Origin of the sequence: Ruegeria sp. Alg231-54 (genome assembly GCF_900143525.1) — a bacterium.
Classification (GTDB): Bacteria; Pseudomonadota; Alphaproteobacteria; order Rhodobacterales; family Rhodobacteraceae; genus Ruegeria.
Map to the genome: position 1 here is coordinate 98,124 of NZ_FREZ01000011.1, position 16,509 is coordinate 114,632.

Genomic DNA, 16,509 nt, shown 5'->3' on the forward strand with positions numbered 1-16,509 from the left:
TGCTGCAGGTGCGATAGATTTCCCAAGAGCAGACCTTCAGGTCCACTCAGCCGATAAGGGCGATACCGCGCCCGGCGCAAATGGCGGCTGTGCGCACCAAGCGGTCATTGTGTAGGCGCGGCGTCGGCAAATTGGCCATCGCCTCACAGATTGGCACTCGGCAAATCTCGCCGTGAGCTAAAGGTTTCCAAACACTACATTGGCTCGAGATCGTTTAGCTTCCAGCCGTTGTTTGTGTATGCCTCTTTCGGACCGTAGAAGCGGAACAATAGGAAGTAGTTCTCAGCACCGCCTGTCGGAAGATAATTCACGCCGTCGTTCAGCGCTTCCGGGCCAAAGTAAACGTCAACAGTTCCGTCATCGTTGACCTTGGGTGTAGGGCTTTCAGTTGACGCGAGGCCGATTGGGTCCGCGCCTCGGATGTAGGAGGCTGTGGCCACATCGTACACGAGAATTGACCAAAACTGCTCTACGGGAACATCTGCAGGGACGGTAAGTTTGTAGTTTCTGTCACCCTCCAACGGCGCTCCGGAGACGTCACGAGTAGCCATCAGGTAGGCGGTGGCGGAGCCGAGCTGCACCGGAGGCGCAATGTATGTGTAGTAGGTGAACGCCCGATCATCGATGTAGACTTTGTTTTCGTCCTCGTAGGTCATCATCGTCCCGATCATTGAGTTTGCGACCGGTTGTGTCCATTGGGTGGCATCCCCCCACCGCAGGGGAGGTATAACGCTCAGGCTGTGCTGTAGTTCCACGTGAACCCGCGCCATGACTTCATCGAGGATCGCACGTTCCGCATCGGTAGGATTGAAACTGCCGCCACGCTCAATTCCGATGCTGCTCAACATACCCATCGGGTATTTGTCGACCTCTCGAACCTCCTCGTGATTGATGATTTCTTGCAGCCTATCAAAGAAGGTGCTGTCGAACGGAAATTGCGACGTGTACAGAGCATCGTAGACGTCCATATGCGGCAAACGTTCATCGCTGCCATAAGGGTACTGCTGGATGCCGTTCTTGATGTAAGCCTCGGCCGCTTTCAAAGTCGAAGGCTCCAAATCCGGCGTGATAATGCGTAGATTTCCATAGCCCCGATAGGTTTCGAGAGGCACGGGAAAGTATCCGTCGGGTACTTTAGTGTCGGTGTTTGCTGCATAGAGGAAGTATTTGCCGCCCTCACCGTTGTCATCCCCGCGCGGGCCGACATCGACAACCGGCTGCTGCCAGACATCGAGAAAGGTGCCAAAGATGCTGTACTCTTCCGTGGCCGCAGGAATTTCCACCACCACAGGGCCGTCCTTCAAATCATAAATGAGAGCAGCGTAGGGCGTGGAATTGTTTGGTGTGGGCGCTTGAAACTTCCAGTTGGGAGGTTGCGAGAAAAACGCGACCTGATTGAGTTCTTGGCCCGCGTCAATTGCACCGGCAATCATCTGATTTCCCGCAACTAGCGGTTGCGCCCACAAGGCGCTCTCATATGCACGTCGCTCAAACCTCTCTCGTTCAAAGTCTCGTTCGGTCGCGGACGCTGGTGCAACGGCCATCGCTACTCCTGCAGCCAAGGATAGAATGGAAATCAGCTTCATAGTGCATACTCACAATCGAGTGGTTTCGGCGACTATGGGTTGGGCATCTAGCATTGTCGAGTCGGCATCCAAGCCGAGGATGGCCTTGGGTTGACCTCTGCCAAAGATCTCAGGCCGCGCTGCGCGAAGAACTGCTGAGTGCGGAGACCCTTTGCGGGTAAGCCCCTTTTGCGGATCCCGTTTTTTGGGCTATCGTTTTTGCCAAGCTCTCACCAATCGGCTTTTTGGAGACCGTATATGTCCCGTTTTTCCTTTGCTGCAGTGCTCGCCGTCTGCTTGGCCTCTCCGATTTCTGCGCAACCTGAGGGTTTCCCACCCCTTGATGCGACCGAAATCTATCGGGAGATGGATTTGCAGACATTGGTTCGCGCCTATTCTGATATGCATCCCGAAGTTGGCTTCCTTTCAGTTTACAACGCCTATCTAAAAGAAGGCTCAACCCAGCAGAACGTAGGGATCATGGAAACGTCGGTCGATAGCCGTCAAATCGTTTTGACTGCCAACTCTGAGACCATCTACGCTGTTCACCCGGTAAACCTTTCGGAACAAGGCGGCGCAGTGGTGGTCGAGGTGCCTCAGGGCATGCAGGGTATGGCCAACGTACCGGGTTGGTGGAACATCACGGATATCGGCGGGCTGGGTCCTGATAGAGGGCAAGGCGGTAGGTACCTCTTCACCGCGCCGGGCTACGTCGGAGAGATTCCGGACGGCTACTATCATTTTGAAAGCCCGGCGAATACGATCCTTTGGTTGTTGCGAGGCTTCGTCGAAGATGGCGATACCGAAGCTGCGGTCGCCAATATGCAGGCGGGTATCAGGACATACAGCCTCTCGGACGCGGCCAACCCACCGGAAACGACCTTCTACAATACCTCGGAAAGCATGACCAATGGCCAGCCGATGGACATGCTCTACGAGAAGGAGGACGTCCTACCGATGGTCCGGCAGTATTTCGAGTTGAATGGGCCGAACGCAAACCCGATGCGCGAGGGCCTCTACAGCTTGCTCTACGACGCGGGCTTCTTCGATGGGACGGTCGATCCCACACTTATGAATGAAGCGGCTGCAATCGGCGACATCAACCAGCGCACAAGAACCTTCAACAACCGCGCCCCAAATTCTTTCAAGTGGCCGGATGAGAGTTCGTGGCAGTGGGCAAATAATTATGCCGACGAGAACTTCACCGACCGCGCCAATGGCGTCTACTCGTCCTCGCAGCACCAGGTCTGGTCGCACATGGCGACCTTTAACTCGGTAGGTATGACGCGCCCGCCACGGGGTACCGGTTCACAATACATCTATTCCTCCAAGGATTCTGAAGGCCAATGGCTCGACGGTGGCAACCACTACACATTGACCATCCCCGCTGAGCCTCCGGCCGATGACTTCTGGTCGATCATCCTCTACGACGCCGAGTATCGCTCAATGTTAAAAAACGAGAGTTTCCGCTGGGGCGTAAATTCCTACGCAGAAGATCTTGAGTTTGAAGATGACGGGTCCGCTGTCCTTCACTTTGCGCCCGAGCAACCTGATGGGGTCGCTATGCGCAATTGGGTCGAAACGAACCCAGGTGAAGGCTACATGATTTGGTTCCGCACCTACGGGCCGACAGATGCTTGGTATGACGATAGCTGGATTCTGCCAAATATTTCGAAGCAATAGGCAGTTCGTTTGGTGTGGCGCGCGCAGGCTCATGTTCCACCCAAATCATTGGCCGCAAAATCCCTAGGTTTGCAATCGTGACCGACCGCTTCGTCCGCTCCGCCGACATCTGCACCCAAAAGCTCGTCGCACCTCTCATCAACGACCGCTTTTCATGCGGCAACGCAGCGGTCGTAGGCATTGTTAACAGGCTGAAAGTCGGGCTTTGCAAAGGGCGCTACCTGCGCAAAGCTGCCGTCGGTGCGTTTCACAGCATCGGTCAATTTGGGCTCAATGAGGTCGTTCGCTGCACTGGGCATGAACGACCACTTTGCGGACTTTACCGACATTCGTCTTTCTGACTTTGCTGACGCAGCATGGCCACGCGTTTGCGGTATGTCTGTCGCTGCCTTGCAGCCCACGTCGCTAATGCGGTCATTCAATCTGGCTCCATGACGTCAAATCCAAACCGCATTTTCGCTGCAGAGTGTCATAACTATCAAGACGCGGGACTTTGCGGATTTGTTCTTTCGCTCACTTGGTTCTTTAGTTTTACATCGCCACAGCACACCGAAACCTGTCCTTACCGACGATCGAAAGTGAAAAATCCGGCGGCTCGGGAAGATAGACTTTCAAAACATCGCCTGCTTGCAATATTCTGAAGTCTCCACTGGGAACTTCCAACTTCATCTGCCCAGCAAGGCAGAAAACTATTCTCGGGCAATCAAGCACCCGATCTCTATCTGTATATCCTGGTGGAAACTCTACGAACGTCAGGCCCTTACAGTCGAAAGTATTGCTTATCGATGTTCGTCGTCTGTCCCAGTCGTGGTCACCGAAAGACATTTCTACCGTTTCTTCAGAGATCACGGTCTCTTCCGAAGGGTTTACTTTCAAAGTGATCAGTATTTGTGCCATTTCGTGCCTCTGGTTATCGTCGACGCAACAGTAGTGTCGGTTTCATTTGAAGTCACTATGCAGCCTAAAGTGTTAGGGGCTTATGTTACGATATCAGAGTAGTTCAGAAGGTAGCTGGCAGTTTTGTGAAGAGTGAGACTCTGGCTGACCTCACAAAGAGCCTCAGACGGCCTAAATTTGGTTGCCCTAAGCCAATCTTGCTTTGCGTGAAGCATCCTTCGACGCCAAACTTCCCAATTCAATATTATCTTTGAGACAGCACGCGTGCTTTGGAGATGAAAGAAATGCCGTGGGTGCCGTTTCCGCCGACGATAAGGGCTTCAACGATTGGTTGAAGAACCGCGTCTTCTGCTTCCCATTTCACCACGAAATTTCCACCATGGGCGTTTTGTGTCGACCCGAGTGGTACCAAAACTCTAATAGACTGAAATGACTCAAGCACTTTTTCACCGTTAAGATGGCGTTTTACCAAACCGCCATCTGTATCGAGATACTCGATTTCCAAGACAGCAATACTCAGTTCCGGGTCAACATTGTGTATATACAGGGTGGATGCCAGCGGTTCACTCGATCCTTCACGAGTGAGAACCTCAGAATATCCAGGGACAAAAAGGGTTTGAGCATTCAACCGGGCAAAAGGTTCGGCTTCCTGAGCAAGTACCCCTTTAACTGGGAAAACCAGAGCCATTGAGCATATTGCGGCCAATAGATTGGCTTTGGGGAGATGACGTACGGTCTGGTGTTTCATATCGTTATGACGGTGGAAGCGAAGGGCATCAGAACACTCCGGGTTTTCATTACTTGTCTCCTGACTCAATATCTATGTTCAGTACGAGGTTTTATCGTCTGGCGGCGACTTGTCGACAATATGAACCTGCTTTTGCGGTAGCGGTGTGGACACACCTTCGGCATCAAATGCCTTCTTTCCTTGGTCGATAAGGTCCCAGTAGACGGACCAATAGTCGGCGGTTGCCACCCAAGGTCGGCAGTTCAGGTTCACGGAAGACTCGTCGATTGCGGCCATGAAAACTGACGGTGCGGGGGTTTCCAGAACTTTTTCATGGGTGGTGCAGAGGTCCATCAGAATAGCCTTGGCCTTATCGACGTCATCCTCATACCCAATTCGGAACACCATATCGACCCGGCGTGTTTTAGCTGCGTTCACATTGGTTATCACATCCCCCCAAATCGTCGAGTTCGGGACAATAATGAACTTGTTATCAAAGGTCCGTATGGTTGTTGAAATGATGCTCATACCATAGACTTCGCCAGAAATTCCGGACATTTCAACGAAATCTCCAAAATCAAATGGCTTGAACACCATGATCATCAAACCGGCGGCCAGATTCCCCAAAGTTTCCTGCATTGCAAACGCAACGACAATCGACAGACCGCCGAACACTGTCAAAATGGGTCCCAGGTAAAATCCCAGCCCAGAGAGAAGAAACATCAGTCCCACTACAAATGTTCCCCAGTAAACAATCCTGGGAACAAAACTTTTCAATGCCTCAGATAACTCGCGCTGCCGATCCAAGGCCTTCTTGCTCATTCGGGCCAATACGCGGGCAGCCAACCTTATGGCCCATATCGAAAACACTACTATCCCGATTTTCTTAATGAAATCAAGGCCACCGCTTGTGGAAAACGTCCAACGGACAGCGCTCTCAACCAGTGCCCAATTGTCCGTTACGTAAATGAGTTCGGACGTCAAAGCAGTAAGGTAATCGCGGTAGGGCTTGGTTTCCTCAACTGACCCTCCTTTCTTTGTCCACGCCTGCAAGGCTGAGGAATAGTTCCGTTGAATGCGGCTTCTGTCGTCATCGAGCTCAACGAGATTTCTTCGCGCTATTTGCGTTTCGGCGTTGTCCAAGTTCTTGAGCGAACGTTGCAGATCGACGGTTCTCTGAACGTTTTCCTGAAGTATTATTTGCCAACCTTCTGTGACCTGTGAAATTTGCGCGGCGGTCAACGGCGTTAACATTTTCCTCAAATCAGCATTGCTGACATCTGGATCGGTCGCAGCTTCAACGTAAGATTGATTTCGATCACCCTCCGGCGCATTAGGCTCTTCACTCGCGCTTGGTGTCGAGGAATTTTGCGTTTGCGACGCGACCGGGACTGGCATGGCGATCAACACCACGGACAGCAGCACTGCAAAAACATGTACGGCAACAGATGCATCTTCCGTTCCCGTTGGTATGGTTCTACTTCTCACTGATGGAGGGTGTTGGAAGAAGCCGACTGTAGCCATTGCGATGGTCCCTCATTTCTGCGCTGGCTGAAACCAGTACCTTTTCGGCTTTATTGCTTCAAGTGCCGGTAAACAGACATACTCTTGCGATCCGCAATTTAACTTGTCGCAGCGGGGAACAGCCGGAGTTGCTCTTTCCTACAGCGTTCCGGTCCGGACAATTTCCAGAATTCACTTTCACTGCGGCGAAATCAGCGCAACTTTGGTGCCACAACCGCGCTTGGGAACCCCAATTTGTGAGGCTCAAACATCTGGCTGGTTTGTTGTGTACAGGGTAAACCCTTTCAGGTTAATCCACAGGGGAAAGCAGCGAGTTCATCCCATTGGCGGAAGTGCTTTGGGTATGCTGTGTAGTGGGCTCTGTGCTTTAAGTGTCAAAAATCAAAACCACGAAAGTAAAAAAGGCTGCCAAGTGTACTACCCCTTGCAGTGAATTGGTTCGGGTCCCCACAAAGGTAACAATGCTAATCGCGAGAGTAAGAGCGAGCAGTACAATTTCGGCTGGTTCCAGGCCGAGTTCAATCGGAAGGCCAAACATCGTTGATGCGACAAGTACCGCCGGGACTGTTAAGCCGATAGTCGCAACGGCTGAACCCAAGCAGATATTCACGGCGCGTTGTAACTGGTTGGCCCGTGCGGAATCCAGAGCAGCCAGCGCCTCGGGCGTGAGGATCATTGCAGCCACCAGGAACCCTCCAAGCGCGACAGGCGCACCGAGTTCTGCGATCTTAAAGTCTACGTATACAGCCAGCATCTTGGACAGCAATACGATCGGGAGCATTGCCAGTAGAAGGCCAGCCACATGATAGCCAATACTTTTGGTTTCCAGATTATGAATGGACGAACCTGCAGTTGTCGGAATCTCATCTGCCGGCTGGCGAAATATTTCCGGTTTCCCGAGCGTTTGGTATGCCAGAAAGATGCAGTAGAGCACCAAGGACATTACGACTTGAAACCCTGCTTGTAAGGGCGACAACCCTCCGCCCTCGGCTGAAGTCGTAAAGCTGGGAAGAACGAGACTCGTCAACGCAATCGGCAGCAGAACGACTAGATAGGCGTTGGCACCCGACAAGTTGAAAACCTGAAGCCCGTGCCGGAGACCGCCGATCAACAAGCTGAGGCCAACGAGGCCGTTCATAACGATCATCAGAACAGAGAACATCGTGTCCCGCGCCAAGGTCGGGTTGTTGTCGCCGTTTAGCATGACGGCGGTAATAAGGGCGACCTCGATCCCGATGACTGAAAGCGTCAGAATTAGCGTACCAAAGGGCTCGCCGAAAATGATCGCCAGGCATTCGGCATGATGAACAACTCGAAAGACAGTACCGAGCATAATCGCGAAAATCACGCCGAGCATAATCCAAGAAGCGCCCGAACCGATAATATCAGGCTTTAAGGCGTCTCCGATCAAAGACATCGCAGCAAAAGTCAGCCAGATGAGCCCGGTTGGCCATTCGGCTCGAAGTGTGTTGTCGCCTCCATGAGCCATCGATTTTTCCTATCTCTTTAATTCCGGTGTCAGCTCGACGCTGTTTGTTTGTGCGACTTTATGGTGAGTTTTCTCAGCACTCGCTGCAGCATCCTTTCGTATCAGCCTGAGACCGGCAAATCCAGCGTAGCTGATCGTAATCAATACAAGAAACCAGAATAGCGAGATGTCGCCAAAAATTCCCGAAACCGCACCAGCCAAGAGAGGCCCAACAATGGCACCCACGGTGCTCACAAAAAGCATCGTAACGGAAGCAGACGCAACAAAAACAGGTGGCGTGCGATCCATCGCGTGAGCTGCGAGCAACGAATACAAGGTTAGCAGAGATCCCCCTAAAAGAAGAAAAGCGGCCAGTTGCAATACTTGCCAACCGGGCCCGGCTGCTAGGATGTAGGCGGTCTCATCGCCAGATCCGAGAACCGCAACGCTCGCCAGCAGGAAAGCCGCAAGAACGCTGCTCATCATAATGACCAAGCGACGATCAATTCGGTCAGACAGGTTCCCCAATGGATACATGAACACGATCCGCCCAAGGTAGAGAACCCCGATTGCAAGGCCGATATCTCTTGTTTCGATGCCCAGAACTGCTGCGTGATAGGGCGCCACACTTAAGAGTGTTGTGGCGACCATACCCACCACGAACGCACCAACCCATGCTGTTGGCGAGTCCTGGAACATTGCTTTTATTCGGACATTTGCATTGGACTTCAGGGCTGGAGGATCCGTTTGGGCCGCGGAAAGAACAACGATGGCAAGGCAATACAGCATGGAAATGAGAACAAAAGCTTCGTCTAGGTCGCCCGGCAGCAATTGTATCAAGAACTGACTGGCCACTGACATCGTGCCAAGCACAATCGCGTAGATCGCGAGCAACCTGCCACGACTTTCTTTGTCGGCTGACTCGCTAATCCAAGCATCTCCGATGGCGAATAATCCCGCCGTCGCAACTCCGATCGCAAAACGGACGACCAAAAGGAACGGTACAGAGTCGCTTACGGAAAAGGCCAGTGCTGAGGCCGTGCAAATCCCGGCTCCAGCCGCGAATGATCTAATATGGCCGATCGCGCTGAGCCAGCCAGCGATATAGAAACACCCGACAAGAAATCCTAGTGAATAGAACGCCGGTGCGAGCGCGGCTACCTCTTGCGACGCACCGGTTTCGGCAAAATACAATGCAACAAGAGTCGCAGACGCGGCCGTTACGATCTGAACGGAGGCCATTCCAATGAAGAGCGACCTCAGTGTCAGAAGTTTTGCGTTAAAGCTAGTTGGATCTTGTTTTCTAACTGCCACAACTTTCGGTCCAGCTCATTATTTTTACTTGTAGTTTTTCGTACGCGGCGGCAACTGCCATACCGTCTGGGTCAAGCCCATTGGCCGAAGAAACAAATTGAGAACTCGCCAGAAGTCGACGATTAAAGGTTCATGTGCTCCGGTTCAGGCTGGCGCGTCGGGATGCGGTCAAAGGAGTTGACGATCGCTTCCATCGTGGATTGCTCACCCGTGACAACTGCATCGCCGGAAGCGACCGCGTCTGCCAGCGAGATTTCCCGAAGAGCGATGCGAGCCCAGACCTTTCGGTTTAGCTCGACCTCAACATCGACCGTTGTCGAGAACCCCTCATTAACTTCAACGACACCGCGTCGAACATGCACGGCCCACGACTCCCCCACATCGGTGAATGTAAACTTGGCGATGGCTTCAACGTTTGCGCTGTTCACAGGGTCGACGTTGAATTCTAACAGCTTGAGATAGGTGCCTGGCGGCGTTTTCATGACCAAGTCAACACCAGGAGGGGAGAAAAATCCAATTTCCGGCGGTTGCTTCCAATCGAGTTTGCCTTCGAGGTGGAGAGCATGGGTCAGGAAAAAGTTTCGGGCCTGAATGCCTGCTTGGGCGGCTTGCCCCATGGCTCGCAGCGCGTCCGCCTTGAGTTGGAGAGCGTCTGTGTTTCCTGGATCAACCGCGAGAACAAAGCTTAGAAGCTTCGCAGTCAGATTGTACTTTCTCTCTTCGAAGGCGGCCCGCGCTCGGTCGATGACAACATCGACGCCACCGAATCCTTCGATCATCACGCTGCCGAGTTCGGCATCTGTAGGAGGATGCAAATCGGCGGTGTCCTCGGCAAACCAGCCAACGATACCTCTGTAAACGCCTCGAATATTGTACTCGTGCTCGACATATCCTGGGAACAACCAAGAATGATTGGCGAGGTGCTCCGGTACTTGAATGGCCTCGACCATTTGGTCCGGCGTCATTCCACGATTAATGGCTCTGACCGACTGATTGTAGATGTATGAATAGTAGTCGCGATGCGCCGTCATGACTTCGTAGGCCTCGTCGCCAATAAGCGGCACACCGTGACAGCCGACCAAGACACCAGGGCGAATGGCGCGCATTTTGTCGATCGATGCAATCATATCGTCCGGAGCGCGGTAAAAATCGCCGCGTAGCGTATACATGGAAAATGCCATAGGAACGACGTTTGTGTTGTGCAACACGAGGTCCAAATCCGGGAAATGCACGATCACGCTATCCCGGGTATCACCAACCGCGTGGTGGAAGACGACACGCAATCCGTCGATCAAGATTTCCTCGCCGTCGGCAACAGGGTACGTCACCGGTAGGTGACCATTCGCCTGAAGCTCAGGATCGTCGAATGTCGGTTCAGCTGGGCCAACATAAGCATCTGGACCGTCGTGCGGCAAATAGAAGCCAAGCTGAAGGCTTGCCCTGCGAAACTGCATCGGCCCAAGCGCGCCGGCTGTTAGCTGTAGGTTTGCGTCAACGTCGGGGTGCCCAAAAATGGGCAAGTCAACGCCGCTGTCTTCTACGTAGGCGCGCGCGCCCGCAGTGTAGTGATGATGCGAATAGATGATTGCAACAATCGGAAGCTGTGTCTTTGACCGAAGGAATGCAAGGATTTCGCGCCCCATGCCGATGTTATTGCCAGCATCGAAAGCAATCAGCCCTGTTTTTCCTTGTACGAAGGTGAAATTCCCGAGCATATAGCCGACGATCGACCATACTCCTTCCTGCGGCTCGAAAATTGTCGCTTCGGCGGGTTGGGAAACTAGCCAGTTTATGTAGTCACCATTTGCAACTCCCCCGTTCGGCATCTCCGCTTTATTGTTGTCGAAACTGCCTCGGTAGGACAGTGGCCTTTGATCAGAGTCCGCAACCGATGAGACGGTGCTCTGAGCGCGTGCTGTTCCGGCGCTCATCGTTCCCAGCGGCGCCGCCGCGAGAGAAGCTCCAAGCGCTGGCACGCTTTGAAGAAAATTTCGTCTTGTAGTCATAGTCTCCGGCCTCGAGTTTGCCATTGTGGCAGTGTGTTTCAGATATGATGTCGTTCGTTTCACCGGGGAGTTCGCGTGGGAAGAATTCCCCTGATTACTGCTACGGCACTTCGCAACGGAAACTTTCTGGGCTGTTGGGATCACCGCTTCCATCGTAGGTCACGACTGACGGGTGTGCGCAGATGATGCGCCCACCTCGACCGTCGGGCTGTCGCGTCCTCGGGTCCACGAAGGGAGCATCCAGTTGATCGGGAGCAACGCCTGTGTCCAACCACTCTTCCAAAGCTGCAATGTAGTTTGTGCCATCCGGTCCTGGTCCACCACTACAATGGGTAACACCTGGGCGAACGAACAAGCGCACGTCATCACGGGCTGTAGGATCTAGAGCCAGAACACTTTCATAGTAGTTTATTGTTCCGTAGGCGGTCAGTGATCCGTCCATCCAACCATTGTCGAGGATGAGCTTTCCACCATTGGCTCTGAATTCGGAAAGGTCAGGATTGTCGGCATCCACCGAAGAACTGAGGCGTTCGGCGTGATGAGCGTAGTCTGAGAAATCATAGCCCTCATAAGTCCAATCAGGGTCGTTGTAGAAGAAGTACTTCATCATCTGGGTCGCAAATCCCCAAGTGGCATTCGGGATCGGGGGTTCTTCAAACGCGCTTTGTTCAGAGCCAGGGTGAAAGTCCATCTCTGCGCCCTCGACATAGCCTCCGGAGATCCAAATCAACCAACCAAGCGGATTGCCGGGCAATTCCACACCCATCGGCGTTCCCGGCCACGAGATACCACCGAACTCGGCTTCGCCGTGAATGGCTTTCGCTGCTGCAACCTGTTCCGGGCTGAGGCATTGATTGGTTTCGCCTTCGCCGCAGGTCAGCGACGCGACATCAAAGTCACACTGCCTCGGGTCATTCAGAATTCCATCCTTGAGTCCGTCCAGAGCGTCACAATGTTCCATGATCCCGCCACCCAGAATGGCAAGCGCGTCGGCATCAATCACGGGCGTCGTGATCTGGTTTGGATCTGGATACATGATTTGAGCATCGTGGGTCCAACGACCAGCCATTTCCTTTGTCCAGGAGTAAGCGGGGGCTCCAGCATAGATCCCGTCGAACACATCGGGGGATCGCTGTGCTACCATCATTGCCTGGCCACCACCACGGGAACAACCAAGGAAAATGTTTCGCTGGCTTTCAGTCCCATAGAAGTCGGCAATAATCGCCTTTGATGTGACGGCGGTCCTGTGAACGGCCTGAAACCCAAAAGAGACCTGACGCTCTAGGTTGTTCAACGCCCAAGATGCGACAATGTTGCTGCCCTTGTGCCCGGTATCGGTCGAGACCGTCGCCCACCCATCCGTAACGACGTTAAAGGCGTCGTTTGCCATGTTGTCGAAGTTGCCAGCGAATCCGCCGCTGCCACCCATGATGAACTTTCCGTTCCACTCATCCGGCAGCAGCAGTTCAAATTCGGTTTCTGTTCCTATTCTGCCGATGACGCGGCAGTAAGCAGCAGGTTCAGATACAGCATCGGCCGAAATAACGCTCATATCGGGAAAGCTGGGAATGCCCGCAACATTGCATTCACCCGTGCTTGCGACTGACGCAGTCGCTGAGGCAGCAAGCGCGGTAGTTACTGCCATTAGTCTCATTTTGTGCGCACCAAAACCGGCAGCAATGGACTGTACCTTCATTTTGAGCTCTTCCTCATGATCTCAGACTTGTCTGATGCCAGTGTAATGATTGAAGACTGTGAATGTCGAGTGGCCACACCTTTGGCTTAGAGTTTGCCAGATGCTGTCTCTTTTTGTTTGCTAACAACGGTAGGTCTTTGGCTCACAAGTGTTTTCTTGTCGCGGTGCGAGTCGATTGTGATTTCGGCAACCTTGCCAGATGGACAAGCTTCAATGGCAATAGCCGAAGTTCAAAGCAACCACCAATACTGCGCCGCTGCTAACGGCGAGATTGTCCCCGCATAGCAGAAATTGACGTCCCAAATCTTGCTGCGCTGTGGATGAACGGCCGCTTTTCTCTTTGCGGCGCTGTTTACAGTTTTAGTGTTCGTATTGCTGCATAAGCGAGCGTCAGCGGAGGAGCACTTCGGCTTTGGGCTCGGAGCAGACCTTCGCTGCAGTTGGCCCTTACGGCAGCTTTGCGCTTCATCGCAGACGTTCGAGGTCGAAGATTTGATATCCAACCCGAGGTCGCTTGAAAGCGCTTTGGCGTGGCGTCAGAACCGCATGCGATCTTCCCTTCTTGGTCGTTCGGGTCGATAGTTGCCTTGGCGGCGGCCTGTGTAAGGATCTGTATCGAGATATGTCCCTTGGCTTCGACGCATGTATTCAGCGAACTGGGTCAGGGCATCCACCTGATCATCTTTGAGAGCGTCCGGAAACGCCAGCAGTTCCCTGCGGAACTCATCAAACCAGGGCTTGTCGGTGGGGATGACTAACTTGCCAGATTTAATCCAGTCGGTCTGTGGGATGAAGCGGTCCAGCTTGCTAGTGACAACGTTGACKGGCATGTAGACACCTGCTGCAGTGCGCTTCAATTCATCCAGAAGGTGGATACCCATCGCCGAGGATTCAATCAGGACTCTGTCAGCGCGCCATTGCTTGCGCAATCGAAGAACAGCGTTCCGCACCTGAGTGTAGTTCGTTCGAGCACGAAAGACGTCGAGCAAATACCATCTCTCTTCATACGCATGCCAACCAAAGGTCAGCCCAACCGTAAAGTCCGAACGCGGACTATCCTTCGCCGCTGTATCCCAGCTCTGGACCCGCCGGACAAACACGCTTTCGTCCGGCAAAGTTTCCACCAGATGCAAATCGGACATTGAGAGAAATTCGTTTTCACCGTCCGTTGGGTTTTGTTGATACTGTGCCTGGAAGGCAAAATTGCCTATGTCGGCCTTAATCCGATCAAGAACCTCCTGCGGTTCCCGCTCTGGGTTCAACAAATCTCCTGGCCGACGCGTCAGCACCCGGTTGTTGTAGAGCGGGATCTCTTCCGGGATCTCCGCGATAGACGGCAGGCACAAATGGTCAAATGTGTCCTTTTCCAAAAGGTAGGCGGAGAAGTCATCCGGGTGCAATCGCTGCTGGATCGAGACAATACGGTCCGTGCGCTTGTCGTTCAGCCGTGAGAACAGGGTCTGATCGAAGAAGTCACGCAACTCCTGCCGGTACGTATCGTGGCGCATTTCGGAGGGTTTACCCAGATCATCGATGATAATGAGGTTTGCACCGAAGCCAGTTATGCCGCCGCCAAGAGAGACAGATTTGCGCCCGCCTCCTTTAGTGGTTTTCATATGTTCGAACCGGTTGTGTTTGGGATCGACCTTCATCTTTGGAAAGAGGCGCTGATAAAACGGGCTGGTCACCAGCCGTCGAAACTGTTCGGCATGTTCGCGCGCCAGATCTTTGCCGTAACTGACAACAACCACTGGTGCTGTCAGACTAATTCGAACTAGGCTCAGTTTGCCGCGGAAATCGCGAACTTATCCGGAACAGAGTTGACGCCACTCGCTAAGAGCGGCGGCGCGGGTCAGCTTGAAGGTGTCTCGACTGGCTAACGATCTTTCCTGGTTGAAGTGGTTGTAAACGGAAGAATGGATGGAGGCGAATTTCTGTAAACTTCGCATACGCCTGAAACGCAGCATGGCCCGTTCTCTTCGTCGGAAAGGCAGGTGCGAGTTCTCGACGCGGTTGTTGAGCCACCTGCCCGTCCTTTGTTTTTCGAGTGCATCCAGTTCTTTGAGCGCAGCTCTGTATGAGGCGAAGCGATCCGTCACGACGGTTTCCGCTTTGCCGTGTCGCTTCATTAACTTCTTGAGGAATTTCAGTGCTGCAGCCTTGTTTCGGCGTTTGGTGACAACGGCTTCCAGCACCTCGCCTTCATGATCAACAGCCCGCCAAAGATAGTGCCGCTTGCCATTCACCTTCACGAAAACCTCGTCCACGTGCCACTTCCATTTGGAGAATGCGCGCAGCTGCTGAACACGCTTCCGTCTGATCTCAGCAGCAAACATCGGGCCAAACCTGTTCCACCAATATCGGATAGTTTCGTGGCTCACGTCGATGCCTCTCTCGTGCAGCAGATCTTCGACATTCCGAAGCGAGAGCGGGAAACGGATGTACAGCATCACCGCAAGGCGGATGATCTCGGGACTGGTTTTAAAGTATTTGAATGAGGCAGGTCTGGTCATGGGCAAAAGCTACGCAACTGCCCTGCCCCGCTCAAGCAAAGTTCTTCTGACAAGACCCTTGCTGTTACAGAACGCTGGTTTGAGGCGATCAGGACCCTAAATACGCACGTTTTGAAGGACTACCTTTCCGACTCGGTCGATCTGCGCTTCATTGGAACTGGCGAGAATGAGTTTTGGAAAGGTCAGGTTGTCCGCGATGGAGTCGGCGAATTCATCGGCGAAATGCCAGAGCCGGATGTGTGGGAAGTTCTCGAAGCCGAAGCCTTCGAGAACGGAGAGACGGGCTGGTCTGCTTTTCTACATCGGGTTGGGTTTCCCGGGCTTCGAGATGATTACATCGTCCGCACGGTGCTGGTATTCGTCTTAGAGGGTGCGTCATGGAAGATCATTAATCGTCACGCCTCTCTTCCCTACCCAAATATAGATTTTGTAGGTAGCGAACAGTTGGCCATTCAAACTCTTGTGAAAGCTGCGCTCGAAGAAGGTCCGGAATTGCTTCAGGCAGAAGGTTTGGCCTCGGTGCTGTTTACTGATGTCGAAGGCAGTACGATGCTCGCGGCGGCCATGGGAGATCAGGGTTGGTCGGCGTTGATAGATCAGCATTTTCAGACTGTTGAGAGTATTGTCGCAATACATCGGGGGCAATTCGTGAAGTCGCTGGGAGACGGGACATTGTCCAGTTTCCAATCAGCGACTGAAGCGCTTCTGGCGGCGATCAAAATACAGGAAGCCGTGGCTTTGAGCGATGTGGAACCGCGCTTGAGCCTACGAGTTGGCATTCATACCGGCGACGTTGTTTTGGCGCGTGGCGACTTCTTCGGAACCGTGGTCAACAAAGCGGCTCGCATAACTTCATCGGCCAATCCGGGTGAAATTCTTGTGTCGGATGTGACGAGAGCCATAGTTGGGGGAAATCACGAGTTCGAATTTGCGGCCGCACGATCTTTGGTCCTCAAAGGACTTCCAGATGATCACACAGTCTACCGTTTGCAATGGAGGCGATAGCTGCTCGCTGGGTATGACCTCGAAGATCAGCCCCGCCCCCGGGGGATAATTCAATCAAATTGCCCTTTTCGCGGAATGCCCTTGCAAAGTGAACACACCCACACCGCAGTT

12 protein-coding genes and 1 pseudogene are annotated in these 16,509 nt (G+C 53.1%); 3 read left to right on the forward strand and 10 right to left on the reverse strand.

The genetic code is table 11. The features are described from left to right. Positions 1–194 precede the first annotated feature (194 nt). Entirely contained in the window at positions 195–1,586 is a 1,392-nt protein-coding gene (locus DHN12_RS18155; protein ID WP_108861459.1) for a DUF1214 domain-containing protein, read from the reverse strand. A 237-nt stretch (positions 1,587–1,823) separates the two neighbouring features. Here DHN12_RS18155 and DHN12_RS18160 point away from each other — a divergent pair, with 237 nt between their 5' ends. After that, the gene (locus DHN12_RS18160; protein WP_108861460.1) at positions 1,824–3,248 is read left to right on the forward strand and encodes a DUF1214 domain-containing protein; all 1,425 of its coding nucleotides are present in this window, start codon (positions 1,824–1,826) and stop codon (positions 3,246–3,248) included. Between the two features lie 77 nt (positions 3,249–3,325). Then, complete coding sequence (locus DHN12_RS24485; protein ID WP_159090064.1) at positions 3,326–3,589, forward strand: hypothetical protein; 264 nt, start codon at positions 3,326–3,328, stop codon at positions 3,587–3,589. Positions 3,590–3,779: 190 nt separating this feature from the next. On the opposite strand, the gene DHN12_RS18165 is transcribed toward DHN12_RS24485, so the two are convergent. The 9 genes from DHN12_RS18165 to DHN12_RS18205 form a co-directional block, all read right to left on the reverse strand. After that, on the reverse strand, positions 3,780–4,145 hold the full coding sequence (locus tag DHN12_RS18165; RefSeq protein WP_108861461.1) for a hypothetical protein: 366 nt from the start codon (positions 4,143–4,145) through the stop codon (positions 3,780–3,782). 244 nt (positions 4,146–4,389) lie between these two features. Then, entirely contained in the window at positions 4,390–4,893 is a 504-nt protein-coding gene (locus DHN12_RS18170) for a DUF3124 domain-containing protein (protein ID WP_108861462.1), read from the reverse strand. A gap of 78 nt (positions 4,894–4,971) precedes the next feature. Next, positions 4,972–6,396: a mechanosensitive ion channel family protein gene (locus tag DHN12_RS18175; protein WP_108861463.1), complete on the reverse strand. Its 1,425-nt coding sequence runs from the start codon at positions 6,394–6,396 to the stop codon at positions 4,972–4,974. Between the two features lie 367 nt (positions 6,397–6,763). Next, complete coding sequence (locus DHN12_RS18180; protein WP_058271396.1) at positions 6,764–7,885, reverse strand: calcium:proton antiporter; 1,122 nt, start codon at positions 7,883–7,885, stop codon at positions 6,764–6,766. A gap of 9 nt (positions 7,886–7,894) precedes the next feature. After that, entirely contained in the window at positions 7,895–9,106 is a 1,212-nt protein-coding gene (locus DHN12_RS18185; protein WP_058271397.1) for an MFS transporter, read from the reverse strand. Between the two features lie 194 nt (positions 9,107–9,300). Beyond that, complete coding sequence (locus DHN12_RS18190) at positions 9,301–11,184, reverse strand: alkyl sulfatase dimerization domain-containing protein (protein ID WP_159090066.1); 1,884 nt, start codon at positions 11,182–11,184, stop codon at positions 9,301–9,303. 100 nt (positions 11,185–11,284) lie between these two features. Then, a complete protein-coding gene (locus DHN12_RS18195; protein ID WP_058271399.1) occupies positions 11,285–12,829 on the reverse strand; it encodes a tannase/feruloyl esterase family alpha/beta hydrolase in 1,545 nt (514 codons plus the stop codon). Positions 12,830–13,416: 587 nt separating this feature from the next. Continuing rightward, on the reverse strand, positions 13,417–14,532 hold the full coding sequence (gene terL, locus DHN12_RS18200) for a phage terminase large subunit (protein WP_159090067.1): 1,116 nt from the start codon (positions 14,530–14,532) through the stop codon (positions 13,417–13,419). A gap of 153 nt (positions 14,533–14,685) precedes the next feature. Beyond that, complete coding sequence (locus DHN12_RS18205; RefSeq protein ID WP_058271332.1) at positions 14,686–15,393, reverse strand: IS6 family transposase; 708 nt, start codon at positions 15,391–15,393, stop codon at positions 14,686–14,688. A 72-nt stretch (positions 15,394–15,465) separates the two neighbouring features. Here DHN12_RS18205 and DHN12_RS25245 point away from each other — a divergent pair. Then, positions 15,466–16,398: pseudogene (locus DHN12_RS25245) on the forward strand (adenylate/guanylate cyclase domain-containing protein); the annotation flags it as partial. Positions 16,399–16,509: the final 111 nt, after the last annotated feature.